29 protein-coding genes and 2 pseudogenes are annotated in these 25,932 nt (G+C 48.3%); 21 read left to right on the forward strand and 10 right to left on the reverse strand.

All coding sequences use genetic code 11. The annotated features are described in order from the left end of the window. The first annotated feature begins 58 nt into the window (after positions 1-58). From JVX88_RS15125 to JVX88_RS15150, 6 genes and pseudogenes are all read left to right on the forward strand, one after another. On the forward strand, positions 59-1,858 hold the full coding sequence (locus JVX88_RS15125) for an ABC transporter ATP-binding protein (RefSeq protein WP_211628138.1): 1,800 nt from the start codon (positions 59-61) through the stop codon (positions 1,856-1,858). A gap of 45 nt (positions 1,859-1,903) precedes the next feature. Continuing rightward, positions 1,904-2,623, forward strand: a pseudogene (psaB, locus tag JVX88_RS15130) (photosystem I chlorophyll a apoprotein A2); the annotation flags it as partial. 232 nt (positions 2,624-2,855) lie between these two features. Then, positions 2,856-3,425, forward strand: coding sequence for a photosystem I reaction center subunit XI (locus tag JVX88_RS15135; RefSeq protein WP_211628139.1), 570 nt, complete (start codon positions 2,856-2,858; stop codon positions 3,423-3,425). A gap of 277 nt (positions 3,426-3,702) precedes the next feature. After that, a complete protein-coding gene (gene psaI / locus JVX88_RS15140; protein WP_211628140.1) occupies positions 3,703-3,870 on the forward strand; it encodes a photosystem I reaction center subunit VIII in 168 nt (55 codons plus the stop codon). Positions 3,871-3,908: 38 nt separating this feature from the next. Further along, positions 3,909-4,403, forward strand: a complete 495-nt coding sequence (locus tag JVX88_RS15145) for a Photosystem I reaction center subunit III (RefSeq protein WP_263975542.1) — start codon at positions 3,909-3,911, stop codon at positions 4,401-4,403. 117 nt (positions 4,404-4,520) lie between these two features. Then, a complete protein-coding gene (locus JVX88_RS15150; protein ID WP_211628141.1) occupies positions 4,521-4,661 on the forward strand; it encodes a photosystem I reaction center subunit IX in 141 nt (46 codons plus the stop codon). A 118-nt stretch (positions 4,662-4,779) separates the two neighbouring features. Here JVX88_RS15150 and JVX88_RS15155 read toward each other — a convergent pair. Continuing rightward, positions 4,780-5,253 (reverse strand): annotated as a pseudogene (locus JVX88_RS15155) (oligopeptide/dipeptide ABC transporter ATP-binding protein); the annotation flags it as partial. A 629-nt stretch (positions 5,254-5,882) separates the two neighbouring features. On the opposite strand from JVX88_RS15155, the gene JVX88_RS15160 reads away from it, so the two are divergent. From JVX88_RS15160 to JVX88_RS15170, 3 genes are all read left to right on the forward strand, one after another. Next, the gene (locus tag JVX88_RS15160; RefSeq protein ID WP_211628142.1) at positions 5,883-7,205 is read left to right on the forward strand and encodes a HEAT repeat domain-containing protein; all 1,323 of its coding nucleotides are present in this window, start codon (positions 5,883-5,885) and stop codon (positions 7,203-7,205) included. A 284-nt stretch (positions 7,206-7,489) separates the two neighbouring features. Next, the gene (locus JVX88_RS15165) at positions 7,490-7,780 is read left to right on the forward strand and encodes a heme-dependent oxidative N-demethylase subunit alpha family protein (protein WP_211628143.1); all 291 of its coding nucleotides are present in this window, start codon (positions 7,490-7,492) and stop codon (positions 7,778-7,780) included. 80 nt (positions 7,781-7,860) lie between these two features. Then, positions 7,861-8,523, forward strand: coding sequence for a DUF938 domain-containing protein (locus tag JVX88_RS15170; RefSeq protein WP_211628144.1), 663 nt, complete (start codon positions 7,861-7,863; stop codon positions 8,521-8,523). Positions 8,524-8,574: 51 nt separating this feature from the next. Here the strand turns inward: JVX88_RS15170 and rnc are convergent, their stop codons facing one another. From rnc to JVX88_RS15190, 4 genes are all read right to left on the reverse strand, one after another. After that, on the reverse strand, positions 8,575-9,084 hold the full coding sequence (gene rnc / locus JVX88_RS15175; RefSeq protein ID WP_211628145.1) for a ribonuclease III: 510 nt from the start codon (positions 9,082-9,084) through the stop codon (positions 8,575-8,577). Positions 9,085-9,198: 114 nt separating this feature from the next. Further along, complete coding sequence (locus JVX88_RS15180; protein WP_211628146.1) at positions 9,199-10,380, reverse strand: hypothetical protein; 1,182 nt, start codon at positions 10,378-10,380, stop codon at positions 9,199-9,201. Between the two features lie 298 nt (positions 10,381-10,678). Next, the gene (locus tag JVX88_RS15185) at positions 10,679-11,824 is read right to left on the reverse strand and encodes a penicillin-binding transpeptidase domain-containing protein (RefSeq protein WP_211628147.1); all 1,146 of its coding nucleotides are present in this window, start codon (positions 11,822-11,824) and stop codon (positions 10,679-10,681) included. A gap of 91 nt (positions 11,825-11,915) precedes the next feature. Further along, the gene (locus JVX88_RS15190) at positions 11,916-13,391 is read right to left on the reverse strand and encodes a M14 metallopeptidase family protein (protein WP_211628148.1); all 1,476 of its coding nucleotides are present in this window, start codon (positions 13,389-13,391) and stop codon (positions 11,916-11,918) included. On the opposite strand from JVX88_RS15190, the gene JVX88_RS15195 reads away from it, so the two are divergent. After that, positions 13,380-14,177 carry a lysophospholipid acyltransferase family protein gene (locus JVX88_RS15195; protein ID WP_211628149.1) on the forward strand — a complete coding sequence of 266 codons (798 nt, stop codon included), beginning with the start codon at positions 13,380-13,382 and terminating at the stop codon, positions 14,175-14,177. The two genes, JVX88_RS15190 and JVX88_RS15195, sit on opposite strands and share 12 nt — an antisense overlap. Positions 14,178-14,224: 47 nt before the next feature. Here the strand turns inward: JVX88_RS15195 and JVX88_RS15200 are convergent, their stop codons facing one another. From JVX88_RS15200 to JVX88_RS15215, 4 genes are all read right to left on the reverse strand, one after another. Continuing rightward, positions 14,225-15,172 carry a hypothetical protein gene (locus tag JVX88_RS15200; protein ID WP_211628150.1) on the reverse strand — a complete coding sequence of 316 codons (948 nt, stop codon included), beginning with the start codon at positions 15,170-15,172 and terminating at the stop codon, positions 14,225-14,227. Continuing rightward, a complete protein-coding gene (gene folE, locus JVX88_RS15205) occupies positions 15,162-15,797 on the reverse strand; it encodes a GTP cyclohydrolase I FolE (protein WP_263975543.1) in 636 nt (211 codons plus the stop codon). The genes JVX88_RS15200 and folE overlap by 11 nt, the downstream gene beginning before the upstream one ends. A 101-nt stretch (positions 15,798-15,898) precedes the next feature. Further along, positions 15,899-16,621: an SDR family oxidoreductase gene (locus JVX88_RS15210; protein ID WP_211628151.1), complete on the reverse strand. Its 723-nt coding sequence runs from the start codon at positions 16,619-16,621 to the stop codon at positions 15,899-15,901. 650 nt (positions 16,622-17,271) lie between these two features. After that, a complete protein-coding gene (locus JVX88_RS15215) occupies positions 17,272-18,255 on the reverse strand; it encodes an acetyl-CoA carboxylase carboxyltransferase subunit alpha (protein WP_036004328.1) in 984 nt (327 codons plus the stop codon). 333 nt (positions 18,256-18,588) lie between these two features. Here JVX88_RS15215 and JVX88_RS15220 point away from each other — a divergent pair, with 333 nt between their 5' ends. From JVX88_RS15220 to JVX88_RS15270, 11 genes are all read left to right on the forward strand, one after another. Beyond that, positions 18,589-19,956: an RHS repeat domain-containing protein gene (locus JVX88_RS15220; RefSeq protein ID WP_211628152.1), complete on the forward strand. Its 1,368-nt coding sequence runs from the start codon at positions 18,589-18,591 to the stop codon at positions 19,954-19,956. Between the two features lie 61 nt (positions 19,957-20,017). Next, positions 20,018-20,587 (forward strand): hypothetical protein, encoded by a 570-nt coding sequence (locus JVX88_RS15225; RefSeq protein WP_211628153.1) that lies wholly within the window; start codon positions 20,018-20,020, stop codon positions 20,585-20,587. 63 nt (positions 20,588-20,650) lie between these two features. After that, positions 20,651-20,902, forward strand: coding sequence for a hypothetical protein (locus JVX88_RS15230; RefSeq protein ID WP_211628154.1), 252 nt, complete (start codon positions 20,651-20,653; stop codon positions 20,900-20,902). A 200-nt stretch (positions 20,903-21,102) separates the two neighbouring features. Next, positions 21,103-21,234, forward strand: coding sequence for a type II toxin-antitoxin system RelE/ParE family toxin (locus JVX88_RS43090; RefSeq protein ID WP_211628155.1), 132 nt, complete (start codon positions 21,103-21,105; stop codon positions 21,232-21,234). A gap of 16 nt (positions 21,235-21,250) precedes the next feature. Beyond that, positions 21,251-21,562, forward strand: coding sequence for a HigA family addiction module antitoxin (locus tag JVX88_RS15240; RefSeq protein ID WP_211628156.1), 312 nt, complete (start codon positions 21,251-21,253; stop codon positions 21,560-21,562). Between the two features lie 79 nt (positions 21,563-21,641). Beyond that, positions 21,642-21,947 (forward strand): hypothetical protein, encoded by a 306-nt coding sequence (locus tag JVX88_RS15245; RefSeq protein ID WP_211628157.1) that lies wholly within the window; start codon positions 21,642-21,644, stop codon positions 21,945-21,947. A gap of 338 nt (positions 21,948-22,285) precedes the next feature. Further along, positions 22,286-22,663 (forward strand): hypothetical protein, encoded by a 378-nt coding sequence (locus JVX88_RS15250; RefSeq protein WP_211628158.1) that lies wholly within the window; start codon positions 22,286-22,288, stop codon positions 22,661-22,663. Between the two features lie 246 nt (positions 22,664-22,909). Continuing rightward, a complete protein-coding gene (locus tag JVX88_RS15255; protein ID WP_211628159.1) occupies positions 22,910-23,182 on the forward strand; it encodes a hypothetical protein in 273 nt (90 codons plus the stop codon). Between the two features lie 105 nt (positions 23,183-23,287). After that, positions 23,288-23,770: a hypothetical protein gene (locus JVX88_RS15260; protein WP_211628160.1), complete on the forward strand. Its 483-nt coding sequence runs from the start codon at positions 23,288-23,290 to the stop codon at positions 23,768-23,770. Positions 23,771-23,930: 160 nt separating this feature from the next. Beyond that, positions 23,931-24,938 (forward strand): CHAT domain-containing protein, encoded by a 1,008-nt coding sequence (locus JVX88_RS15265; protein WP_211628161.1) that lies wholly within the window; start codon positions 23,931-23,933, stop codon positions 24,936-24,938. Positions 24,939-25,199: 261 nt separating this feature from the next. After that, positions 25,200-25,487 (forward strand): hypothetical protein, encoded by a 288-nt coding sequence (locus JVX88_RS15270; protein ID WP_211628162.1) that lies wholly within the window; start codon positions 25,200-25,202, stop codon positions 25,485-25,487. 43 nt (positions 25,488-25,530) lie between these two features. Here the strand turns inward: JVX88_RS15270 and JVX88_RS15275 are convergent, their stop codons facing one another. Next, positions 25,531-25,776: a hypothetical protein gene (locus tag JVX88_RS15275; RefSeq protein WP_211628163.1), complete on the reverse strand. Its 246-nt coding sequence runs from the start codon at positions 25,774-25,776 to the stop codon at positions 25,531-25,533. Positions 25,777-25,932: the final 156 nt, after the last annotated feature.

The following is a 25,932-nucleotide window of genomic DNA, read 5'->3' on the forward strand; positions in this document are numbered from 1 at the left end:
CTCGTTTTACAGCAGAGAACGAGATGGTTAAGTAGGTTGTTTAATTGAAATATCACTAATGATTGAATTTCTACGTCGTGCGTTGTACGTTTTACAGGGAAAGCGAAAAGAATTAGTCATCTTAATGGGACTTTTTCTATTTGTTTCGTTTCTGGAAGCATTTGGAACAGGTATGATTGGTCCGTTCATGACGTTGGCAACAAATCCTGAATCTGCTCTGGAGAATCCTTGGCTTCGTACAATCTATGAGACTTTAAATCTTAGCTCACCGTCTCAGATGATTTGGGTTACAGGAACGGCTGTTATTGCTTTGTTCTACCTGAAAACGTTTTTGAGTTTCAGCACTCAAAAATATATCTTTGAGTTTGGCTTCAATCAGCAGGCTGAATTGTCATGTCGGTTGATGCGGACCTATTTGGCTGCACCCTATACATTTCACCTCAGTCGCAACAGCGCAATTCTGATTCAAAACATTGTCAATGAAGCAGACCGATTTGCAAATGGTTTAATGATGCCCTTGCTGAATGCTGTTTCGAATGTCGCTGTCATCTGTGCTCTGGTGATCTTGCTAGTCATCACAAATGCAGCAGCTACTTTCACTATTGCCGGCATTCTGCTGATAAGTATTCTAGTTTATCGCGGCACTAGGGAAAAGTTTTCTTATCTAGGCAAAGAAGTTTCTGAGTCTCGCTCAGAAATGATTCGAATGATTAATCAGGGATTAGGCGGCATCAAGGAAACCACGGTTATTGGTTGTGGAGAAACCTTTGAGAAGCGACTTGAGGAACAAGCGATGAGATATGGCCGTAGTGTCAGCTTAGCCGTCGCCTTGCAAACTTTACCACGCTATATAATTGAGGCATTTTTAATTACTTTCTTGATTCTCTTCACATTCGCTTTCATCCTAATGAATCAAGGAAATTCGCAAAATTTGAGTTCAGTATTAGGTATCTTTGCTCTAGCGTCAATTCGTTTACTCCCAGCAGCTTCAGGTTTGCTAGGTGTAGTCACAAACATTAAGTACAGTTCCTATACCTTAGATAAGTTGTATTTGGATCTAAAAGAACTGGAGGCTCCAGATAGAGATTTAAGGAAGCACCACTTAATAGATTCAAAGCTTGAGAAGCAGACCTTATCGTTTCAAAATTCGATTACTTTGGACAATGTGTCTTATACCTATCCAAATTCTCAGCGCAAATCTCTGGATAACGTTAACCTGACAATTCGCAAGGGAGAATCTATTGGTCTAATTGGTAGGTCTGGTGCTGGCAAGACAACCTTGGTTGATGTCATCCTTGGTTTACTCACTCCCGAAGGCGGAGATATTCAAGTAGATGGTAATTCCATATACACCAACTTACGACTCTGGCAGAATATAATTGGGTATGTGCCTCAATCCATTTTTTTAACGGATGAAACTTTAGAGCGAAACATTGCTTTTGGTGTCCCAGATCACTTGATCGATCCAATTAAGTTGGAAAAGGCGATTCAGTCTGCACAATTGTCCGAGCTAGTTGAGCAACTTCCCGACGGAATTAAAACGGTGGTAGGCGAGCGAGGGGTTCTCTTATCTGGAGGACAACGTCAACGAGTTGGAATCGCTCGCGCCCTCTATCATGAACGAGAAATTTTAGTGTTCGACGAGGCAACGGCTGCTTTGGATAATGAGACCGAAAGTTTAGTGACTGAGGCGATCAAGTCATTGAGTGGTGTAAAGACAATGATTATTATTGCTCACCGTCTTTCAACGATCAAGCATTGCACTCGCATTTATGCCCTCGAAAAAGGGCAAGTTGTCAAATCAGGTAGCTATCAGCAAGTTGTGTTGGCAGAAGAGACTGCAAGCTCTGAGGTTTGAAACTGTTTGCAAAAACTGGATCGAAGGCAGAGGTTTATTTCTTAACCCGGCTGGTTAGATGCGATCAACACCGGCACCAACTCGCTTTTCCTGACGATTGGCCCTGGCGATTTCTACGTCCACCATGCGATTGCCTTGGGATTACATGTCACAACCCTGATCCTCGTCAAAGGTGCACTGGATGCCCGTGGCTCCAAACTGATGCCCGACAAGAAAGACTTCGGCTATTCCTTCCCCTGTGACGGACCTGGACGCGGCGGCACCTGCGATATCTCAGCCTGGGATTCATTTTATCTCGCCATGTTCTGGATGCTGAATACGCTCGGCTGGGTGACTTTCTACTGGCACTGGAAGCATCTCACCATCTGGCAGGGCAATGTAGCGCAGTTCAACGAAAGCTCCACCTATCTGATGGGCTGGTTCCGCGACTACCTCTGGCTGAATTCGGCCCAGTTGATTAACGGCTACAACCCCTATGGCATGAATGCCTTAGCCGTCTGGTCCTGGATGTTCCTGTTTGGCCATTTGGCTTGGGCTGTTAGCTTTATGTTCCTGATTACCTGGCGGGGCTATTGGCAAGAGCTGATTGAAACGCTGATGTGGGCGCATGAAAATACACCCTTGTCCTTTGGCTATCCCAAAGACAAACCTGTGGCGCTCTCTATCGTTCAGGCTCGTTTAGTCGGCTTGACTCACTTTACGGTCGGCTATATTGCCACCTACGGAGCCTTCCTAATTGCTTCCACGGCGAGTCAGTTTGGCTAGCAACGCCACTCATTTAAGTTTTGAGTTTTGAGTTGGAAGACATGATTAACTGACCTCTTCAAACTCAAACCCTCTAAAGCTTGAGACTCTCCTCGTCTCAGGAGTCCTGGTCAAGAAGTAGTGATCAGGACTTTCCCCCAATCATCCCTCTTAGTGGTTAATACGCTTTTCCGTATTCAGTTCAAAAAACTTCATCATTTGATTCATTTGAATATTCAACAGGTCAAGTAACATGGCTACTCAAGTCTCTTCTCCTGCTGCTGCCTATGCAGGTGATGATCCGATCCAGCCGGATCACCGCGATATCTGGCGAGCCAATCTTTCCACTCCAATCAATGACTCTCCCCTTGTCAAAGCCTACTTGCGCAACTTACCGGCCTACCGTCCGGGACTATCTCCCTTTATGCGCGGGCTAGAGATTGGCATGGCGCATGGCTATTTTTTGGTTGGACCTGAAGTGGTAGTTGGTCCGCTGCGGGAAACTGCCCATGGCGCAAATCTAAGTGGTTTGATTACTGCAATCTACATTACCGTTTCAGCCTGTCTAGGAATTTCTATTTTCGCGCTAGCCACATTTCAGGGCGATCCGAGAGGAGCCTATAACTCCCATTCTAAGGATGATCTGAGGCCACTGCGCAAAAAAGAAGACTGGTTTCAGCTTGGTAGTGGGGTGCTGCTTGGCTCGATGGGTGGTGCGGTTTTTGCCTATCTGCTGCTAGAAAACTTCAGCGACCTCGATTCGATTCTGCGCGGTGGTGTCAATGTCAGTCAGGTGCTATTCCCTTGGTTGGGATTAAGCTGAGCACTGATGCGTTACTAAGTAGTAATACATCACCGTCACTGAATTATCAGTAGATCGGAAATGAATTTATTTTGGTCACTAGACTTGGGTTCGTTCGCGCAGCGTGTGATAGCACAATCCCCCTAAATCTATGTGGGGATGCGCCTTCGGCGTAGATGAAGGGGGACTTCAAACCAGGGTTGCACAGTTCCCCCCTTTTATAAGGGGGGTAGGGGGGATCTCAACAAGATTTGCGATCTACTGACTATCAATCATCAAACTCAAGTGAGGCATAACGATGGAAACCAATTTAACTGAACTTACTGGTGCCTATGCTGGGGCATGGCTACCTTGGATCATGATTCCGTTGATATTTTATATCTTGCCATTTCCCGTCTTCGCGCTGGTGTTTCTGTGGATTGAGCGGGAAAACGTTGACCAGGAAACTGGCGAGCAGGAAACCTGACGCCAATTCCATTAACAGGAGAAATAGAAGGAGAACTGATGATGCGTCTGCTGCGTATTTTATTGATACCGATCTTCGTCCTAATTATTTGGTTTAGCACTGTTCCTAACGCAGTGGCTATGAATACCACCTTGATTCCTTGTAAGGATTCTCCGACATTCCAAAAGCGCCAAAACAGCGCCCCCGACAACTACTACTACACCCGCCCCTTCGAGATTTACTCTTCAGAATTGCTGTGTGGCCCTGATGGCTTGCCCCACTTGCCCCTCGACCGGCTGGATCGGGCTGTAGATGTCGCGATTCCGATTGGGATTTTCCTCTATGTAGCCGGATTTATTGGCTGGTCAGGTCGAGCCTATTTACGTGCATCCAACAAGGCCAAAAATCCAGAGGTGCTAGAAATTTTCATCAGTATTCCTTTGGCAATTCAAGCTTTGAGCCAGGGACTGCTTTGGCCTATGTTTGCCCTCAAGGAATTCTTCAGTGGAGAGCTAGTGGCCGATGATGAGTCACTTTCGGTTTCTCCACGCTAAAGCCTGCCCGCTTTGCAATTTACTTGCGAGTAAGGCAAAAATGCAGCACATGAACCAATCTACTGAGCCTAATTCTTCAGCTCCAATTTCTGTGTTTACTATTCAGGAGTCAGCATTATGCAGTATCTACTCAAGTATCTCACTATGGCTCCAGTGATAGCCATTCTCACTTTCGTAGCAGTCTGGATCTTATTTATTCAATTGAATTATTTGTTCCCTGGCTTACAATATGGTACTTACTTTCACTCAGTTCCTTGAATCCAGTTTTTGAATTTCAGTCCTCTACTCAAACCTTAATCTAATCCTTCTCTAGAACGGCTGTGATTAAGGAGACGACTTAGTCTTCGGTATGGTGAATTTTTTACCATACCGAATTTTATTTTTGGTCATCAACCAAATGACAGGCCACATAATGTCGGCCTCCAGTATCTTTAAATAGCGGTTCTGGCTCTTGCCGACAGCGGTCAATGGCCATTGGGCAACGGGTATGAAAGCGGCAGCCTTGGGGCGGATTGGTTGGGCTAGGCAGATCTCCTTGTAAAACAATGCGCTGACGGGTTGCCTCTAGATCGGGATCGGGAATTGGCACGGCAGACAGCAGAGCTTGAGTGTAGGGATGGAGAGGATCATTGTACAAAGTATCTCGATTCGCCAACTCAACAATTTTTCCCAGATACATCACGGCAATGCGATCGGAAATGTGGCGAATTACGCTCAAGTCATGGGCAATGAACAAATAGGTTAATCCAAACTGCTGCTGTAATGCCTGCATGAGGTTAATCACCTGGGCTTGAACTGAGACATCGAGAGCTGCAATTGGTTCATCACACACGATGAAATCTGGACCAATTTGTGAACGCTGTAATGTAAGTTAGATGTAGAAATATGGCTGGATACCCACTTAATTTCTGTAGTTAGACTAGCGATTTTCCAAATGCAAATTGGAAGAAATTATTAAAAATAGTTTTGCGTTTCAGCAGCTCTCAGCAAACTATGGCTGTTCCGGCTAAACTTTATCGACATAGCTCGAAGGCACTGCAACTCGATTCTCTCAACCGAATTAGCTCCGGCCTGGGAAACTTGTAGACAAAATGCTCTGCTGCGCAGACTGAATTCGGATAGTGCTGCTGCTTTTCGCTTCAGCAAAATAGGCCAAGCTGAAATAGGGGAATTTCGTATCTAAAACTACCAAATATTAATAACTATGAATATCTTGACGTTTCAACATGCAAAAACTGCATAAAGTCCTCGCTTTTCACTCAAGCTTGTCTGACTTGGGGTGGTTTTAGAGGTGAGATCAAAGTAGACTCAGCTGTGAGCAGACCTCTGCAATTGGGTGTAGCATCATGCAGCGTCATGCAGCAGTGGCAGCATATGGATGCCCCATAAATGCCCGGTAGAGATGCCCGATAAACACCCGATAGATACCCAATAGACGCCCAATTTTCTTCGGACTGGCCTCTGATTAATTCCACATCGATGAATAAACTAACGCATATAGACAAACCAGCGAATACAGCTGCGGATATGCCATCAGGCATCCCTGCAAGCATTGAATGTTCGGCATCGCTGACAGCCGTGTTGCATAGCCTACAAACCGGAGATTTTCAGAGTCGTTGGGAGGCTGCTAAACTAATTCCGACCTTTGGAGAAGCGGCGATTTTACCTTTACTAGAACTGCTGCAACAGGTCCAAGCAGGGGGTGATTCTTCCGATGATGACGACGATGATGATGACGATGACGATTGGCAATTGCTTTGGTTTATCGCTCGGATTCTAGGACAGTTTCAGCATCCGTTGGCTATTAGTGCGTTGGTTGAAATTTTGTTCACAACTGACGACACCGAAACGCTGACGATGGCGGCGATGACCTTGGCCACAATCGGACCGGCGGCGATCCCACCCCTGAGCGAGCTACTGGCTCGGCCCTCTAGTCGCTTGATTGCGGTGCAGGCGTTGGCTCAAATTCAGCATCCAAATGCCATTCCTGCCTTACTCAGTGTGATGGAGGATGTCAATCCGCAGGTGCGGGCAGCAGCCATGGAAGCACTGAGTCACTTTCGCAGTTCGGCAATCACAGCTATGCTAGTGGCGGCCTTACGCGATCCGAATGTGCCCGTGCGACGCGCTGCCGTCGTTGCCTTAGGCATTCAGGCTGAGGCAGAATCGCCAGTTGAGTTAGTCGAGCATTTAACTCCGCTGCTGTGGGACCTGAATCTGGAAGTCTGTCGGCAAACAGCAATCGCGCTGGGACGAATCGGCACAGAAGCGGCAATTCACGTGTTGGATCGGGTCTTGCAGTCGCCCCATACCCCAGTTGAGCTGCAAATGGAAGTAGCGCGTGCCTTGGCCTGGATCGATTCGGCCCTAGCCTTGCGGCCACTGAAGACTTACCTAATCCAAACTGCATCTTCTGGCTCAGATTCGCTGATTTTGGCTCAAGAAATTGTGGCGGTTTTAGGGCGAGTGGAATCACCCGAGTCGCGCTCGATGGCGTTGGAAATTCTGCTGAGTCTACTTCATACCGCTCATCCAATCTCCCAAATTTCCTCCGGCAAGCAGCAAATTGCCCTCAGTTTAGGTCAGCTCCAGGATGCTAGTGCTATTGATGCTTTGATTTCTATGCTGAGTGATGCCAACACGAGCGTGCAGTTTCATGTGATTGCGGCGCTGAAGCAACTTGCCGCGCACGGAGCCTATGACCGTCTGCAAACCTTACTAGCTTCAGATGCAGTGCCCGCTGACCTGAAAGCTGGAATTGCTAATGCACTACGAGAATGGCAGATTCATACGGAGCTGTAGGGTGGTGAATGGATTGGAGAGACAGGAGCATTGCTGTGGAATGAGTGGATTAAGCTGGCGAAAGTAGATTCCAACAGCCTGGGTGAGAAGACACGATGCCAACTCCAGCTACCTCAATGGACCGTCCTTCTACTGACAGCTTTGCGATCGAGCAGCTTTATCCCTATCTCCTACCATTCGTTCAACCAAAAATTCTGCTTTGATTCATCTGACTAAGTAGGTGAGCATAATTAAACATAAAACCCAAAACCCTGCGCGGGCGGCGCAGCGGGCGGCGCAGGGTTTTGAACCTGGTTTTTAATTATGCCGAGGTACTTATTACTGCTCAAAATGCTGGTGAGCAGCTTTGGTTGCGTATAGAGCGCCAAACGCCACGTCGCTTATCGGTCAGCGATGGCATTCTATTTACAATTCGCACCTCTATTTATCCGTTGGTTGAAATCGTTGCCTATCCGACTGTGGCAGGTAATTTAGCCGCTATACTTCGGCAGATGCCATCAGAGATGCAGCAATATACGAGCATTTTGCCATTTCGGAATGTCCTATTAAATTATCTAGAATCGATTGGCTCCTGATTGAGTAGACATCTTCTGACCGACAATAGAGAATAGACTCCTGCTTTCAATCAACTTCGATAGGGTTTGATAGACGTTGCATGAATCTTGACGCCAGACAATATGCACCCGCCACAGAGCGCAACCGCGAGCCGATCCTAAATGTGCTGCTCCAGGTGTTACCGCCAGCTACTGTGCCAGCCACCGTACTAGAAATTGCCAGCGGCACCGGCGAACATGCGGTCTTTTTTGCCCCTCGCCTTGCTCCTCGCAATTGGATTACTTCTGATCCCAACCCAGAGGCACGAGCCAGCATTGTCGCATGGCAGAACCATTTTCCAGCGCCTCACCTGTTTGGGCCAATTGCGCTCGATGTGCATGACGCAGTTTGGAGCGTCGAGCAGCCCAACTTACCAGAGTCACTGGCTAACCTTGACCTCAACCGAGCACCCATCCGAGCAATTGTCGCAATCAATATGATTCACATCGCTCCCTGGTCCGCCTGTTTAGGCTTGATGGCCGGTGCCCAGCGGATTTTGCCAGCGGGCGGCATTCTCTATCTGTATGGCCCGTTCATGCAAAGTGGTGAACATACAGCTCCCAGCAACGCGGCCTTCGACCAAAGCCTACGAGCGCGAGATCCGCAATGGGGTGTGCGCAACCTAGAAGATGTGATTGCCGTTGCCAAAGACCATCAGCTTGCGTTCGTCCAAACCTACGCGATGCCGGCCAATAATCTTTCGGTAGTGTTTCAACGGCAGTAGACGGGAGAAGTCTGTTCAGAATTCTGTGTCAATCCGATTTATCTGGCTTCGTCACTTCCTGTCGAGCAATTCCTGAAGTCTGGATTTATGGTCAGCAACACGATCGGGTGCGATACGCTTCAGCTCCGGGCGGAATAGACGGACAATAAAGCTTCTGGCTTCAATATAACCGCCGTCGATGAATACCGCACCTATTACGGCTTCCAGCGCATCCGCGAGAATAGCGGGCTTCTCACGTCCGCCTGAGGCTTCCTCGCCGCGGCCTAGGCCAATGAAATCACCCAAGCCTATACTCGATGCGATCGAAGCCAGGGTCGGCATACTTACCAGCCTGTGCTTCATTTGGGTAAGCTCACCCTCGGCGGCGTCTGGAAACTCTGTGAACAGATGTTCAGCTATTGCAAGCCCGAGAACAGAGTCGCCGAGAAATTCTAGCGATTCATTATCTGATTCGGAACGGCGGTTTTCATGTGTCCAGGAACGATGCGTAAGCGCACGCTCAAGAAGATCGATGTTTCGGAAGCGGTATCCAATAATGCTTTCAAGTTTTGCGGCATTCATCAGGTTCAATTTGATTCTATCCGCCAATGTTGGCGAAAGAAAACCGGACGCCGCAAAAGCGGAGCCCGGTTCTCGATCGATCGGCCTTACCGATCAGGTTGGAAAATCAATGACCTATGGACGCGAAACATTGGCCGTCGTGCCATTACCACCGGCGGGTGCTGCTGAAGTTGTCGTTTCAGCTTCGTCTTCGACCGGTGTTACCTCTGAAAGCGGATTTGGCATCGGCTTTGAAGTAGCAGTCGTGAGCCAATTATCAAGGCCATCTGACTTCTCAAAGCGGCTCTTGTATATCTCCTGGATCGTCCTGTAGAGATTATCACGATACTGTTTCTCCGCTGGCGTTGTGTTCTTGGCGAACTTGTGAGCACGGCCAAGAGCATCGAGGGTACGCTCCTCGTAGGCCTTGTATAAAGCTTCCTTTGGCCTGATCATATCGTAAAGCTCTTTCTGCCTTTCAGGATTCTCATTTGCCTTTTGGAGCCGTGTAAGCTCTGCATCTAGAGGCTCGATCTCCTTACCGATCCTTTGAGCTTCATCCGAATAGTAGGACGCGATAGAAGCATAGATACCTGGCTCCGACTTGAACCGATCGGAGGTTTGGATCAGCTCATAGTAATAGGGCAACGCAGCTTTCTTGTCTTTCTTCCCTTGATAGTGCAGGTATCCAAGAACGTATGTCATTTGATCAACCGCCTCTTTACGGGTGAAAGAAAGATGAAATGCACCGGCTTCGAGTTCTCCATTAGTACGCTTCTTGGTGAATTCACAACTAGTGTTCTTTGCACAATCAAGAGCGACTTTTGCATAGCGGAGGGATTCGTCAACGTTTGCAAAATTACCTTTTATCGCCTCATCCAAGCCGATGCCGCCCATTACCATGATCACGTTCGCATTGCCCGGATCGATCTCAAGGATCTTTCTGCCAACGGAATAGACCTGTGATGCATTCGTGGCTTTAATCGCGGCATCGAATTCACCAAAAAGCTTGTCGAGCTCGATCTCCTTGCGGAGCTGAGGTATTCGCTTCGTTAGCCGTTCGATCCACGGTTTGATGTAATCGACCTGCTGTTTAAGGTCTTCGCAATTGCCATACTTTTCAAGAAAAACCTTTCCTGAATCCAGAGCGATCTGGAGCTTGTCCGGATCTTTTGCCTGGAAGTTCTGCGTAAATTTTGTGTAGTGTTCGGTCTGGCCTTCAACGTCATCACATTGAGCAACGGCCATTCCCGAACCCATCAGAACGAATGCTGCAGAGAGCATCCCTAAACCCAAAACCTTCGTAAATTTCCTCATTTTGTAACTTCCTCCAACCTGATAGTAAAACCTGCAAATTCCTCTGCGTCTTCCTCACCCGTGCATATGCACGTCGGGTGAACTTTCTGATGAAACGCTCGATGAAATAGTTGCAGCATTTCCGGCCCACCGATGCGCCAAAAATGGTCGATCCTGGAAAAATCGGAAAGTTAAATAATCACGTAATTCGCGTCAATGTGTCAAGCTATATCTGGCAAAGACCTGCAAAAACCAAAGCCGCCTTCCGGCATTGGCGGTAAGGCGGCTCTTACAGAGTATGGAATTGTCCAAACAATACCTATCGATCGTTCGGGATCACTCGCGGTCGGGAATTTTGAGCAGGCTTCTTTTGATCTACAGCCGCATCATCTTTCTTATACGGTATCACAACGGGCGGGAAAACAGGTTTTGATTGCGATGTTTTTGTGACAGTCTTTTTGTTCGGATCTGCGGTGGCATTTGTGGGTCGCGAGCTGCTACCGGCAACCACTATCCTTCGCCCCTCTTCTATTTTAGTTTCGGCCTCGGGAGCGTCCTCATCCTCCTCATCACCGTCAACTGCTGCTACCGAGTTTGAAAATAGCGGATTCACCGGACGGTTTCGTATCTGTTTCAGTGCCAGACTTTTTACCGGGTCTCTGGAAATATCACCTGCAAGAGCCTTATAGACCTCCCCCGCTATCCCGGCTGCGATCCTGCCCCGTTCACCCTGACCGCGGGTAATAACTACCACCGCATATTTGGGATCCTCGACCGGCGCAACGGACGCAAAAAGCCCGACCCATGTGCCTTTCCCGATACAGGAGCCTGTTTTTCCGGCAACGCCCATTCCGGCATCTACACCGCGACGCGCCGTTCCGTATTCTGCGGCTCCGATCATTCCAGGGATAACGCCTTGAACACTCCTATCCGGAAGTTCGATCTTTCCTTTGACGGTCGGCTTGAGCGAGGCACGCTCGACTCTCGAATTCGACATCTTCGGCACGATCCGTTCCCCGCCGTTTGCTATTGCGGTTACCATTACTGCAAGCTGGAGCGGCGTTACCTCAAAATCATCGGCATGTGAATATATTCGTGGGTTATTGTTCCCGAACGGCAATCGTCCCGGATTCTCACCGGGAACGTTGATTCCCGTAGGCTGACCGAGGCCCAGACGACGAGCATATTCGATCATCTTCTCGTTTCCAAGATTTGCACCTACACGCTGGAAATAAGGGTTATTAGAACGTGCGAGAGCGTCGTCCAGGTCCATTCCCCCGCCGCTACCGGTCAAATGCCCATCTCCATTTATCAACCCTTCGTTTATACCCGCAACACCGGTAACCAGCTTGATAGTTGAACACGGCTTAAAGCCATGACGAACTGCCCAATCTTGGTTGACCATCGTAACTATACGACCGCTTTTCGCGTCCATTACAACCACCGTTCCCGCACGTGAACCCAAGGCATTCACCGCCGCCTGACGGACACGGAGATCCTCACCTTCTGTATTATCTTTTAATATATTGGCCGCGGTCTCTTCTTTCAGGCCATTCTCAAAGGAGGCTTAGGACATTTCGCTTCTGCGGTTGGTCCGTAAATATCAAAAAGCTCCCGAGCGGAATTTCGTGAAACTCTTCTTCCGGAGAGTGCTTCACCCAAAGTTCGTGCGTCATTTCGTGGACCTCGATCCCTTGCCAACGCAGTATTTCAAGGAAACGACTGATCGCTTCGGTATTCGGCTGTCCGGCGATCAGAACAAATGCTTTCGGGACGCTTCCGTCAAGCATTAGATCCTTCTTGTTCAATTGATAGAAATTCTCAAGATATCGTCGGCGGAATTTTGCGGCCATTTGGAGAAGGGCGCGCGACGCAACTATCTCTATCTGGTTGATATCTGCCGGACTCCACACGCCGCCTTCCCATGGATCAGGATGTGATATCACATTCTCGAGCGGTGAATTTAGCCCACGTGCCGGCCGCGTCCGCTGCAACTGCTCTTTTGTGATCGTTACAGGAGACATTAGTTCGGCGCTCGCTGCTTCGGACAAGATGCCGATCGAGTTGTGATAATACGGTGCCGAGCGAAAGCCGCCGTGCCACCACATATCGAACGTCGTGTTCGTCGCAATTCCCTTAATGTTCTTAGCCTGAAGGTCTGCGGCCATCTTGTAACCGATGAGTCCGACCTCACGGACGATAGAAGGTGCGATGCGTGGATTTGGCGGATCATAGAACGGCGGTATCACGAATCTGGGCCCGGTCTGTCCCATTTGATGAACGTCGAAAACTATCTGCGGAAACCATTCCTGCCAATAAAGTTTGGTGATCGCCTGTGTTTCTTTTAGGTTCAGCATAAACCAATCGCGATTGTTGTCGTGCCCGGCGTAGTGGTGATAAAGTTCGGGCGGGACCGTGCCCTCGCTCTTTGTCCCGAGCGTTTTTCGATACCAACTCGCAACGATATCTATCCCCTCCGGATTCGACGACGGAATAAGCAGCAATATAGTGTTCTCTAAAATTTCTTTCGTCTCGACGTCGTCCGAGGTCGCAAGTTCGTAAGCGAGGTTCATCGACATCTGTGAACCGACGATCTCATTCGAATGGATCGAACATGAAATTGATACGATCGTCTTGCCGTTGTCTAATATCGTCGAGGCCTGATCATAGATGCCGCCTTCGGGGATTCGGCGCGGATCGGCAAGTTTCTGATTCATTTCCCTGTAACGGTCTAGGTTCTTGATATTCTCCTCTGAAGAAATAAACGCCACTATCATGGGACGGCCAAGCGTTGTTTTTCCGAATTCTTGCACCTTTACTTTTCCGCTACCGGCATCGAGTTTTGTAAAGTAATCGCGTATCTGCGTCCAATCGGCGATCGTACGGTCATCAGCCGGTGTAAATCCTAATACCGAGCGAGGACTTGGCGGCTGTGCGACAATTGAAGCTGAAACAAGTAAAATCGTTCCGCAGAAAAGAATTAAAGAGAATAGTAGAGACCTACGGCCAAGCGAAGAATTATGTTTGATCATGAGCAATCGGAGACCGCCTTAGCGATAAGGGAGAACAAGAAATTGACGTTTCCTGTTCACGAGTCTAACAAATCGCGCTTTTCAGGCAAACTTCGCTATTGGTGGTGTTGGGCCGTCGCCGGAGTGCTTCTGCTGATCGTCGGCATCCCTTCATTGATAGTTTTGGGACTGATAAACAAAAAAATGTGGATATATCCCATCGCTCGGTGGGGTGGGGACCTTTGGCTCTCGGCATGCGGAGCAAAGGTCAAAGTAAGCGGCCTTGAGCATCTTCCTGACGAGGAATCGTTTGTATTCATTTCTAACCACAGATCATATTTAGATACTGCGACGCTTTTCTTCTACACCGGAAAAAAGATAGGGCTTGTTGCCAAGAAAGAGCTATTAAAGGTTCCTGTACTAGGTCAAGGCATGCACTATGTGAACATCTTTGCTATTGATAGATCGAACCCGGAGAAGGCAAGGAAGTCGATGGAAAAAGCGAGGAGGGTAATGGAAAGCGGATCTTCGTTCGGCGTATTTGCTGAAGGGACGCGGGCAATGCCCGGCGAACTTCTGCCCTTCAAAAAGGGAGCATTTCATCTGGCGATGCAAACAAATTCCAGGATCGTCCCGGTCGCGATCAGGAATACTGACTGGATGATGGGAAAGAAACAGGGAGTTGCATATCCGGGAATCATTGAGATGGTTTTATTATCGCCTGTTGAGACCGCAGGACGCGAACTGATGGATATTCTCGTTGAAACTCGCGGAGCTATAGCAAGGGAACTTCAGCTGAAAAACTAATTGGGGGCTTGAACGATAATAAGAGGTCAGCCAGAAAACCGGATCACCTATGGTTTACTTGGTGTCGGACTTGGTTTGGGATCATCGGAAAAATCCTCATCTTCGATGACACGGACATCTGTTCGGCCAAGTTTGTAATTCTCATATTTGACGCGCAATCGCATTTTCACGGCATAGCCATTTCCGAACACAAGCTCATCATTTCCGACCGTGAGAACCGGGAACCAATATTTGCCGTCGATATTATCGCGCCAAGTTTCGACCACCGGATACTTGTTGTTCTTTGTTTCCGGAACACCTTTCCCCTTCGACTTAACGATCATCAGATCCTGATCATCTATCCATATCCGTCCAAGGAAAAGCCGCTGCCCTCTCTTTGGGTCAGGCATCACCTTCGGTTCGACGTCGAACACGTAAAGATCTAATTCATCTATCTTTTCTTTGCCTAAGAATGTGAACTTGTAAAACGGAATATTTTTCGGCTCTAGAGCAAATGGATTTACCCCGCCAAGGTCTTCGATGTCTTCGGGTGTAATTGATATTTCTGTAAGCGTTGGAACAGGAAAATATGTGATACGCTCGAAGCGGCGCCCGTCCTGGGAAAATGTCATAAAAGAGTCGCGACGATAAACACCAGTAACCTGGCCCCCCATACCTATTGTTTGGATGGTCGCGCTTCGATCAAATACGTAGTTGCTTAGGGCCTCGCGGAATAGACCTTCGTTCTCGGTCATTTTCTTGAGGATCCGATCGATCTCTGTTTGGTTGAGCTGTAATGGTCTGAGCGAAGGCGACTGGGAAATGCCTTCAACTGCTAGTGCTGAAATGAAAATAAAGATAAAAAGTGCCTTCACAAAAGATCGCATTCCGATCAAACCTAACTTCACATTCATCTTCATCTCCGCAATAGGATGCCCTCGCATAGCAAAAAGTTCACCCGTACCACATCGATGCTGAAAAATTTCGTAACCTGAACGCTTCTTTCTACCAGTCATCAAATTCATCCGGCTGCTGTCCTGCAACGATCTCGGCAGCGTATTCCCACACCTTTTTTTTCCAGGAGCGAACACCTTCAGGAATTGCTTCGGCCACTTGACGCGTGAGCCGCTCTTGCACCTGCAAACGACGGGAGTACATTTCCACAATTCGAGCCAGTTTGCTCAACCCAACTACTTTTTGATTGGGAATGTAAGCTACATGCGCCTTACCCATAAAGGGCAACATGTGATGTTCACAGAGGCTGAACACATCAATATCGCGCACCAGCACCATTTCGTTGTGGCCTTCATCGAAAATCGCACCGTTGATCAATTCCTCTAGGGATTGGTTATAGCCACTGGTGAGGAATCGCATCGCTTCTGCTACTCGCTTAGGAGTCTTCAACAGCCCCTCCCGGTCGGGATCTTCTCCCACATTCAGCAACATGGTGCGAACCGCGTTTGTTAGCTCCTCGTTGGCATTTTCAGGTACCGGATGAGGTTTAGCCTCACGCCCTTGCTTGGTGATGCGGTCGGGACGAACCGGCACTTTAGCGCCGAGATTAGACGAGTCAGTTGTTACATCAGGAAGTGTCATAGGAGAGGATGTACCGTTGATTCCGTTAGAAGAAGCGATAGTCATAATATCTCTAGGGTGAAACGACTGAAAGAGTAAGCAAACGAGTAGAAGGGGCCATCGCCCAGCTCAACAGTTGCACTTCAGGCTGCACGTTAAATTGCACCTCAAAGTGCACCGGCACTAGGCATCACGGTCAATTCTTCGATCACAGCTCCCGGAGGCAACAATGCAGTGTGCAAGATAGTCTGAGCCACTGTCTCAGGGGTTAACATCCGAGAGCGATCGAAATTAGCCTGAACCGTTTCGGTATCCCAAATGGGAGTATTTACCGCACCGGGACAGAGTGTAACCACACGAATGCCGTGGGCACGTTCTTCCGCCGCCAGGGTTTTGGAGAGGGAAATCAAGCCTGCTTTACTAACGTTGTAGGCTCCCCACCCTGGAAACGCCTGATAGCCTGCAATCGAGGCAATGTTGATAATGGTTCCCTGCTGCTGCTGACGCATGGTTGGCAGCACTGCCTGAATGCACTGAAAGACGCTGGTAAGGTTGAGGGCCAGTACCTGTTGCCAGTCAGTCAGCGAAGTAGAGAGCAGATCGCCGGTGTAGCCCATGCCAGCATTGTTGACCAGGATATCAATTGGAAATTGGCTCACAATTGACTCAATTTGCGGTCTCACCTGCTCAACCAGTGCTAGATCAACCGCAAATAGTTGAACATCCACATTAAGCGGGGCAATCTCAGCAGCGACTTCAGCTAGGGCTTGATGGGAACGACTGACCAACACCAGATCGATCCCAGCCTTTGCAAAGGCAAGTGCAGTAGCTTTGCCGATTCCACGGCTTGCACCTGTGATCAGGGCACGGTGATGCATTAAAGAAGTCATGAGACCTTTCCAATTGCCAAGTTCAGCAGGAGTAGAAAATTAGGGGAAAGCAGCACAAAAGACGGGCTGAAGTTTGCATCATCGAGCTAGAGAGCATCCATGCAGCCTCATCAAGGCTCAAAAAACATCAGCGGTTAAAATCCTTAAAGCCGTACAAACAGGCTATCCAACCAGGTTAAAGCGGCAATCAATGATCAGGACGCTTTTTCAAATTACAAAACCGTTAAGTCGAAAAATTCAAAAAATGAGAGAAGTGTAAAAAAATGTAACTAGACTGATTATAACATCGCCGATAGCGTCTCTCGCATTTACAAAAATTGTAGAATTTGAGGGTTTGCACTGATTACAATCGAAAATTCTTGATTGTTCAGGCTACGCTCAGCTCCATGAGGATTTGACTCCTGTTTAGTTAGGGATGCTCAACTCAACGCTCAACTCAGCGGGTCAACCTGGTTTGTTAGATCCAACGCTTATTAGATCCTACAGTGCTAGCAATTTATTGACAGCGAGGCAGATGACCGCACTTGATCTGGCGTACTGATTGAGAAGCCACTGCGCTGATCGGTCTTTCTGTAGCAGGCAAGATGATTGCGCTCAGATCGACTTATTTGGTGAGTACTTATTTGGTCAGTAATGCGGTCCACTCGAAACTATACGGCAATTTGATTGAACATGCCCATTTTACGGAATTTTTGGTAGCGCCAGTCCTTAAGCTGCTGTCGTGTCATGCGAGTCAGTTCGGCCAGGTTTTCTAGTAAGGCTTGTTTCAGAGTAGCTGCCGCTTGCAGTGGATCAGAATGGGCACCTCCAACTGGTTCTGGCAGAATTTGGTCAAGAATACCCAAGCCCTTTAAATCGGTAGCAGTAATTTTGAGCGCTTCTGCTGCTTGAGCTGCTTTGGCCTGATCGCGCCAGAGAATAGAGGCACACGCTTCTGGGCTAGCAACGGTGTAGACCGAATGCTCAAACATCATCAGCCGGTCGCCCACACCAATCCCTAAAGCCCCACCCGAACCGCCTTCTCCAATCACAGTGCAAAGGATAGGAACTTCTAGACGAAACATTTCGCGTAGGTTATAGGCAATCGCCTCACCCTGCCCCAAGCGCTCTGCTTCTACACCGGCATAGGCTCCGGGAGTATCAATAAATGTGATGATTGGCATCCCAAACCGATTGGCGTGATCCATCAACCGCATTGCCTTACGATAACCACCCGGAGAAGCCATTCCAAAATTACGCCGCACATTATCTTTGGTATCGCGCCCTTTTTGGTGGCCCAAAATCACCACCGGTCGGCCTGCTAAGCGGGCAACGCCACCTACTAGAGCCAAGTCGTCTACTCCGGTGCTGCGATCGCCGTGTAGCTCAAACCATTCATCGGTAATAGCCTGAATGTAATCTAGGGTGCTGGGCCGCCGGGGATGCCGAGCCACCTGTAAACGCTGAGACGGAGTCAGACTAGCAAAAATTTCTTGCCGCAATTGCACTGCTCGAGTTTCTAGCTGACGAATTTGGTCGGATACATCGACATCATTTTCTTCCGCCAATTCCCGAATTTGGCTAATGCGGGCATCTAATTCGGCCAGGGGTTTTTCAAAATCTAGAAGAATGGGCTTGCGATCGGAGTTTGTCATGGTGAGTGGGGAATCAGCAGGCACAGGAATGCCAGAGTGAAGTAGACAGTAGCCAATAGCAATGGGTACTGAATTTGCGTGAATTGCAACTAATGTTACAACTAGCTGGCACCAGCTTTGCGCTAGAGGCTTTGCACTAGAGAGTATTTTAGCCTACCGTCCTGCTTAATCTACACTCCGGTTACCAGCGGCTCCAGTTGCCCAGGTAACGATCCTCCCCAAGTTCTAGATGACGGTCTCTCTGCCTGAATCAACATGCCTGAATCAACATTCGTTTAGATCCACTGCCACAGACTCAACTTCGATTGGCACTCGCACGGTAAACATAACCGAATGGCAACGGGCCAAGGCTGGACATATGATGCGGCGGGAAATGTAATTACTGATGGTGAGGGCCGGCAGTTCTCGTACGACGCCGAGAACAAGCAGAGGGAGGTGAAAGACTCGTTAAACCAGACGATCGGTCAATATTTCTTTGACGGTGACGGCAAGCGTGTCGAGAAGATAGTTCCCGGAACTGGCGAGGTCACGATCTTTGTTTACGACGCAGGTGGCAAACTGATCGGCGAATATTCAACCATAGTCGAGACCCAAGCTCCGAAGGTCAAGTATCTAACCAACGACCATCTTGCCTCGCCGCGGATAAACACTGACCAGAACGGCCTCGTCACCTCCCGAACCGATTACATGCCTTACGGCGAAGAGATTATCGCCCTCGGCAACCGCACCACAAACGAAAACTACGTCGAAGATGATGTGAGACAGGGCTTCACCGGGTACGAAAACGACGCCGAAACTGAGCTGAATTATGCGATAGCGAGGATGCAGAATCCGAGTCTTGGGCGATTTCACTCCCCCGATCCTCTCTATTTCCAGGAAACGATGGTGCTGGATCCGCAGCTGTTTAACTTATTTGTTTACGTAAAGAATAATCCCGTTCGGCTAATTGATCCGACTGGAGAATCTGTAAGAGTTCGAGGACAGAATACGATCGCCGAATTTCAAGAGATGGTTGGCGGTGAAGAAGAATTTGAGAGATACTTCATACTGGACGGCGATTATATATTGCTGCGAGATGGAGTAGACCTGAGTGAAGCAAATGAGGGAGTTCGTTTTCTAGCAGGACTCGTAGAAGCGCCGGAAATGTATCTTTTCTACCACGGAAACGATTTCGGAGAGATCGCTGACCTGTTTGACGGTGCATTTAACGATAAAGGCAAGCTTACGAGATATGGACAAGACCTTAAAAGGAAATTTGAGGGAAGGACAAGGGGGCAACGGCCACACATTGGTAGCATCGTAGCTGTTTATGGAAGGCCAAGCGGAATTCAACCGGGGTCGATAAACGGAACTCCTTTATTCGCGATAATTGCCGTAAACTCTGACATACCCATAATTCAGACGGGTATTGGCACAGGGGATTCCCGAAATCGGATGCTTGAGAGCTTTTCCGACGGTGGCGGTATAATTGCGCCTTCAGCGCAAGCTAGCGGAATATTTCAGAGGGTAAGCGCCGCGAGCTACTTTATACATGAGGGAGCGGAGGCCCAGACTTTTAAGCGGATCGGTTTCGTGGACTTTCGAGGAAAACCTAATTACAGAAGAGCCCATAGCGAAGCGATGAGAATTGAAGCTCGTATCCGTGAGGCAATTGAACTTACCGGCGGATTTGCAGGCGGCGCCGTAGCAAGAGAACAGTAACATGTTTGAGACCGAAGAAAAGAGTCGCGATTGAAAACGGATTGCGCGGAGGAAGAACGTTATGTACGGAAGAAGTATAGTCAGGATATTTGTGGTCGGACTTTTGCTCTGCACAATTTGCATGAACGGATCCGGTCAGGACAACAAAGAAATATGGGTGACAAAGGTACAAGCCCAAACCCACAACCGTCTTCTGATCACACTTTGGGTTGAAAATTGGGAAATAAGGGTTGACCAAGATCTGCCGATTCGAATATCGATCAGAAATAATGGAAGCGAGGCGGTCTATTTTGTAAGAAAAGAAGATTCTCAGATAATCAATGATCGCGGTGATGTGCTTATCGCATCTCCCGTACCTATCCCGGAGGATAAAGGAAAGAAATACGATTTTTCATTTCACAAGATCAGACCGGGTGAAGAACATTCAGGCCAATTTGTGATTCCACACAAGTTATTTCAAGAGGAGTATGACCTTAACATTAAAACGGGACTCGGTTTTGTAAATGACATAACTGGTCTTGATCGGAACCTAAAATATGGCGATGACCCGGATGAGCTGCGTGGCATTTTATTTCGCCGCATTGAAGTTGTTGCGGTCGGGGAATTGCGAGTTTTTGTGCGTCAGGACTAGTTTGAAGTAAGAAGCCCTTAGCTACTTTGCTGGATCGGAATAGAAAAGAAAGGTTCGAGACTCATGACAAGACAGGGTTACACTTTTGACCCGTCCGGCAACACGACCTTTCCCGATCGGAACTGCACCGAGGCGATCTGCAACCCGACGATCTCGACCTCGAATAATCGGCTGAGTTCAACTGGCTACTCGTCTGACATCTCGGGCAACACAACCGAAGATGCCCAAGGCCGCATATTTATCTACGATGCCGAGAATAAACAGATCGAGGTCCGCGACAGCCAGCAGAACATCATCGGCCAGTACCGCTACTGATGTATAGGTCAAGGGGAAAAAGGGGATTTTTGGAAAAAAGATCTCCCGCACCGTAAAAAAAGAGAAAGAAAGAGTTGTAGTAGTAGTTTTTGGGGTTGAGTGTGGGCGCGGATCATCGTGCCGCCGGGTAGTGCGGCGGTTGGTATTGGATGAGGTTTTCAAAGCCCTGAAAGTTTTACTTTCCGGCTTCGAGATCGCCGGTGAGCAGGCTCGAAGCCCTGAAAGCCGATCGCGAAGGCCAGTATAGCATCCGCATAAACGATCAGTACCGTATCTGTTTTGAATGGACAGCTAACGGAGCCGGCAGCGTCGAGATCGTTGATTATCACTGAGCCGAGGAGAGTAAATATGATCAGGATACCAACCAATAGAAGGGCGACCTATCCGGGAGAAGTGCTTATAAAGGACTTCCTTGAGCCGTTGGGATTGACGCAAAAGGCTCTGGCTGATGCATTAGGTGTTCCATTTCAGCGCGTGAATGAGATCGTTGCGGGCAAACGCGGCATTACGCCGAGCACAGCACTGCGTCTTGCAAAGTTCTTTGGCAATTCGCCTGCGTTCTGGCTCAATTTGCAGATGCGCGTTGATCTGCAAGCTGCGTTCGCCAGCGAAGCAGACGCTCTTCGCAATATAAAGCGCGCACCGCAGCTCATGGCGTGACCCTCAAACGAATTGAGATCCCCAAAATGGCCTCCGGCAGCGAACAACCGTCTTCGTGTATGATGCATCTGCGAAACTAGTGGCGGAGTATTCAACTCAAGTTGAACCTCAAACAACCGCCAAAACCAGCTATTTGACAAATGATCACTTGGGCTCGCCGAGAATAACAACCGACCAGTTCGGCCAAACAATCTCCCGCCGCGACTTCATGCCGTTTGGTGTGGTGCATGGGAAGATCTTGGGCGGAGAACACGGAACATCAGATGTTCATATTCAGGTTCGCGGTTTGATGCTTATTCCCAACGCCGTTTTACCGGGATGTTGCACCGGCGTTGGGACTATTAAACCAGAACAGGAAAAATGCTGGCTTTTGAATTTTGGCTGATTACCTCAGTACCAGAAGTTAGAAGATGGTTGGAATGTTGGCTTTTGATTTCGTAATCGCAGCAACGCTCTGTGCTGTCACGACTTATGCTATCAAGTCCTTGAATAAAGTCAACGCAAAATCTGCTCAAGCCATAACTATACTGGAGCAGAGCATGCTATAGGATTTTACTAGCGCAGCCAAGCAGGTACTGAAACAGCAAGTAAGTTTACTTAAACAGCCCCTATCTTGCAGCTAGCTCCCCGTGTCTCTGTGGCCGTGTCTCTGTGGCTGGAATTGAACACAAAGATGCAATTGATTTACTGATCATCTCGTAATCGATTTAGTTCTTGACTCACATGCTTACAGATAATCAAAACAGACGCGATCTAGAACTAAACGAGCACCAGGTCAAAGACCTCAACCGTCGGCTCGGCATTCTCGATCACAAGTGCTCAGCCCTACTGGAACTGTCTTCGGTGGTTTTGGCTCTGAATATTATTCCAGCCGTGAGCGGTAATCTGAGTGATGTGGGCAGCCTCTTGAGCGCTATTATTTCGGTCACGTTTTTAGTTAGCAGTTTGCTGTCGCTATTTGTTCTGTGGATCGACTGGCAACCCACAGAACAGGTGGTTGAGTTTCGCACTTCAATTTATCGGTTTTGTATTTTTCTCACCGCGATTGGCCTAACGGCGATTGCCGCCCTGATGTTGAACTCGCTGCATATACTGGGCTAGCCTCTGAGGCGGCGAAAATTCTACCTAAAGATAGGAAAAACTAATCCTAAACTCATGCAGGGGAGAGATGATTTATAATAATAAAGCAAGCAAACTGTAGCATAGGGCACAGCAAAAGATTCGGACATGCTAGTCGCATTTTTCTGGCAGCTTGGCTGATGGATAGACGCGTGCGGCAGCATGGTGACAGGTTTGAACGTGCCTCCTTGCCATCTAGAAACAAAGAACTAGAAGAGGAGGTTCATCATGAATTCATTAGATCAAGGTTCGATCCTGGATTGTCAGTGGCAGCGGTACCGGCAACTGGAGCTGCTGCCAGAGTCGGTTCCTAATCCTTATCTGGAAAATACCTTTGGGCTGGGCTGGCTGTGGCGTGGATTTGTTAAAGCGTTGGTCGATGAATTAATTGAAGAGCAGCAGGTGGAATACCTGAATCGCTGTTGGTCGTTGGATGAGTTTGGCGAGGCTGAAGCTTCCCCTCCCCATTCGCTGCAACGCCTCTGGAAACTGATGAGCTGAGGATGGGTGACAGCAACAATTTGCAACAGGTGTCGTAAAGGTTTTGACAAGCTCTTAACCGAACTCGGGAAGTATAATTCGGATGAATGAACTATAAATCTTCCCATGACAAACATCGATGACCTGTTGCAAGAATTGTCCATGCTTCCTGAAGACGAGCTAGAAGCTCAATTGGGTCTGCGAGCACAAACCATTGGTGAAGAAGCAACACGAGGAGCAGCAGAAGCAGCTGCTATTACGTCGATTGATCCGAATACAGCCGTTCCTCGGGGCATTGTGGATGACGCTTTGGCAGCCGGTCAGCGTCTGTTCGACTGGATTAATCCGGCGGCCTATAAGATGCTCTGTACGCCGTTGGGAGGCGACGGTTCGGATGAAACCATGCAGCAACTCGTAAAGCTGCTCGACGAAGATCTGGAGAAAAATATTGCCAAAGCAGCGGGAATGTTGGCTCCGTTTTTGACGGCCAATTTGGGTTTGGCTCCAGCTGTGGCGGCTCTGGTTTCAACCCTGATTATCAAACGAGTTGCCAAGGGTGCTTCTAAATTTGCCTGCGAGTCGTGGCAAAAAACTTTGCCGGCCGCTTGAGCCTTCGATTTGACTCGCTTGCAAGCAATCTGCAATCTTGCTTAAAAGGGGCCGTCTATTGGGTGAATTGCTGCTACGATGCTTTTAATCTATTCACCCTATCCTATAGACAAATTTATACGTAACGTTCCTAGCCCTCAATGATTGCAGGATAATAGCGATGCAAGTCATCAAGATTTTAGCGCTGAGAGCCAATCCAACGAATATGGAAGCTCTGCGTCTAGATGAAGAAATCCGAGGGCTGAAAGCTGAGCTAGAACGAGCAACCTACCGCGATCGGGTCGAGTTGATCAGTGAGGGGGCGGTGCGGGTCGAGGATTTGTCGAAAGCCATATTGAAACACAAGCCTAATATTGTACATTTCTCAGGCCATGGAGCGGGTGGGGATGGGTTAGTTCTAGAAAATGAGGCCGGCATGATGCAGTTGGTTGCTACCGCAGCGTTGAGCCGTCTGTTTCAATGGGGCAGAAGCACGATCAAGTGTGTGGTGCTAAATGCTTGCTATTCCCAAGTTCAAGCTGAGGCAATTCACCAGCAAATTGATTGTGTAGTTGGCATGAGCAGCGTGATCGGCGATCGGGCCGCGATTCAGTTTGCAGCTAAATTCTATCAAGCGTTAGTAGAAGGGGAATCCTTTCAATCTGCCTACGAGTATGCCTGTACTGCATTGGAGCTAGCAGGCAGCAACGAGTCTACCACGCCAAAATTACTGAATCGAATCGAGGGGTCTGATCCGCTAGGGTTTGCAACAACTACACCAACTCAACCGAGTCAAATGGCTGAACCGCAACCTCGTGCTCAACAGTCGCAATCGATTGGCAATGTCACAATCAGCGGCAATCATAACCCGTTTAATGTGATCCAGGCAGGGAGCCATGTTAGCTTGGACCAAAGCAGCGGCAGTAGCGGCAATCGTGACTTGCAGGCCGCATTGGACTTGTTAATAAAACTCAAGCAAGAGATCGCGATTACAGATATCCTCAGTACGTTCGCTAAAAGGGATAATGAGGCAAAAATTACTATGCTTCAAAATGAACTACAAAAGCCAAACCCTGATCAGGGCTTTGTGAACGAGGTGGTTGATGCGCTCAAGCAAGGATTAGGTCAAGTGTCGTCGTTGGTTAGTCTGGTGACGCAAATAGTGAAGCGATTGGAAAAGCTAGCGTGAGTTTACTGTAGATTGACATAATCACAGCACAATCAGAGGATAGCATGAATCCAGGCAATCCGGCTAATCAACAGAACGACCAGCAGAACGAGCAGCGACAGTCTGTTGACGATGTTCGAGTGCAAGGAGATGATAACATTTTCAATGTTATTCAGGGACAGTTTGTTACCCTCAATCAAACTAGAATTATTCAAATTGCGGCTGAGCAGATTAAAACACAGCCGTTGATTATTACGTCACCCTATAAAGGATTAAAAAAGTTTGAGCCTGAAGATAAGGATCGATTCTTTGGTCGCGATGGGACACCTGAGCCGCGATCTGCTGACATTGGGCAATCTGGCTAAAGATACAGCACTGTCTCAGGTGACGCAAGCACTCTACCTGATTCTGCCTGACTTGGCCCGACTCGACTGGAAAAATCAGGCGGTCTACGGCATAGAGCTGATGCCTTCACCCCTAGAGCTAGCTGGCCACGCGGCATATGGAATGATTTACACTGCACTGTTGCTAGCTATTGCGACGTTTATCTTCTCGCGGCGGCAGTTTTAAAGCAATTTCGCTCATTCCCCTAGCGGAGGGGTATCTATTGTCCTTAATTTTCTAAACGTTCCAAGATGCGGCGATTTTCGCTTTGCAAGCCTCTAACTTCAGATTGTATTTCGGCAATGGTGGCTTGCATTTGAGCAAATGCTTCCAGAACCTGCATCTGCACATTTGCCATTCGATCGACCGCCTGCATTGTGATGCCAAGCTGCTGCGTATTGTCGTTAGTTCGTTCAACCAGTTGTTCCAAGATTCGCTCGATCCGGTCTAATCGGTCAGGTAGTGAAGTGGTCATCTTTTCTTTCTACTATTTTTTCTCTCTGCTATTTTCTCTCTGCTATCCGCTCTGCTGCATGGCACCAAACTGCATATCATCATTCTGTTGAAGTAATATACAGATTGTCAAGGCATGCGCCATTTTAGATAACAATGGTTAATATCTAGATGAGAA

Source organism: Leptolyngbya sp. 7M (genome assembly GCF_018128485.1).

Bases quoted from the DNA above. Each gene is read 5' to 3' on its own strand.
- JVX88_RS15200 (WP_211628150.1), bottom strand. From the start codon at position 15,172: ATGACTGGTAGAAAGAAGCGTTCAGGTTACGAAATTTTTCAGCATCGA.
- JVX88_RS15135 (WP_211628139.1), top strand. From the start codon at position 2,856: ATGGCTACTCAAGTCTCTTCTCCTGCTGCTGCCTATGCAGGTGATGAT.
- JVX88_RS15250 (WP_211628158.1), top strand. From the start codon at position 22,286: ATGCTTACAGATAATCAAAACAGACGCGATCTAGAACTAAACGAGCAC.
- JVX88_RS15160 (WP_211628142.1), top strand. From the start codon at position 5,883: ATGAATAAACTAACGCATATAGACAAACCAGCGAATACAGCTGCGGAT.
- JVX88_RS15260 (WP_211628160.1), top strand. From the start codon at position 23,288: ATGACAAACATCGATGACCTGTTGCAAGAATTGTCCATGCTTCCTGAA.
- JVX88_RS15215 (WP_036004328.1), bottom strand. From the start codon at position 18,255: ATGACAAACTCCGATCGCAAGCCCATTCTTCTAGATTTTGAAAAACCC.
- JVX88_RS15190 (WP_211628148.1), bottom strand. From the start codon at position 13,391: ATGATCAAACATAATTCTTCGCTTGGCCGTAGGTCTCTACTATTCTCT.
- JVX88_RS15125 (WP_211628138.1), top strand. From the start codon at position 59: ATGATTGAATTTCTACGTCGTGCGTTGTACGTTTTACAGGGAAAGCGA.
- psaI (WP_211628140.1), top strand. From the start codon at position 3,703: ATGGAAACCAATTTAACTGAACTTACTGGTGCCTATGCTGGGGCATGG.
- JVX88_RS15210 (WP_211628151.1), bottom strand. From the start codon at position 16,621: ATGACTTCTTTAATGCATCACCGTGCCCTGATCACAGGTGCAAGCCGT.
- JVX88_RS15275 (WP_211628163.1), bottom strand. From the start codon at position 25,776: ATGACCACTTCACTACCTGACCGATTAGACCGGATCGAGCGAATCTTG.
- folE (WP_263975543.1), bottom strand. From the start codon at position 15,797: ATGACTATCGCTTCTTCTAACGGAATCAACGGTACATCCTCTCCTATG.
- JVX88_RS15150 (WP_211628141.1), top strand. From the start codon at position 4,521: ATGCAGTATCTACTCAAGTATCTCACTATGGCTCCAGTGATAGCCATT.
- JVX88_RS15220 (WP_211628152.1), top strand. From the start codon at position 18,589: ATGGCAACGGGCCAAGGCTGGACATATGATGCGGCGGGAAATGTAATT.
- JVX88_RS15145 (WP_263975542.1), top strand. From the start codon at position 3,909: ATGATGCGTCTGCTGCGTATTTTATTGATACCGATCTTCGTCCTAATT.
- JVX88_RS15265 (WP_211628161.1), top strand. From the start codon at position 23,931: ATGCAAGTCATCAAGATTTTAGCGCTGAGAGCCAATCCAACGAATATG.
- JVX88_RS15180 (WP_211628146.1), bottom strand. From the start codon at position 10,380: ATGAGGAAATTTACGAAGGTTTTGGGTTTAGGGATGCTCTCTGCAGCA.
- JVX88_RS15170 (WP_211628144.1), top strand. From the start codon at position 7,861: ATGAATCTTGACGCCAGACAATATGCACCCGCCACAGAGCGCAACCGC.
- rnc (WP_211628145.1), bottom strand. From the start codon at position 9,084: ATGAATGCCGCAAAACTTGAAAGCATTATTGGATACCGCTTCCGAAAC.
- JVX88_RS15230 (WP_211628154.1), top strand. From the start codon at position 20,651: ATGACAAGACAGGGTTACACTTTTGACCCGTCCGGCAACACGACCTTT.
- JVX88_RS15195 (WP_211628149.1), top strand. From the start codon at position 13,380: ATGTTTGATCATGAGCAATCGGAGACCGCCTTAGCGATAAGGGAGAAC.
- JVX88_RS15225 (WP_211628153.1), top strand. From the start codon at position 20,018: ATGTACGGAAGAAGTATAGTCAGGATATTTGTGGTCGGACTTTTGCTC.
- JVX88_RS15240 (WP_211628156.1), top strand. From the start codon at position 21,251: ATGATCAGGATACCAACCAATAGAAGGGCGACCTATCCGGGAGAAGTG.
- JVX88_RS15255 (WP_211628159.1), top strand. From the start codon at position 22,910: ATGAATTCATTAGATCAAGGTTCGATCCTGGATTGTCAGTGGCAGCGG.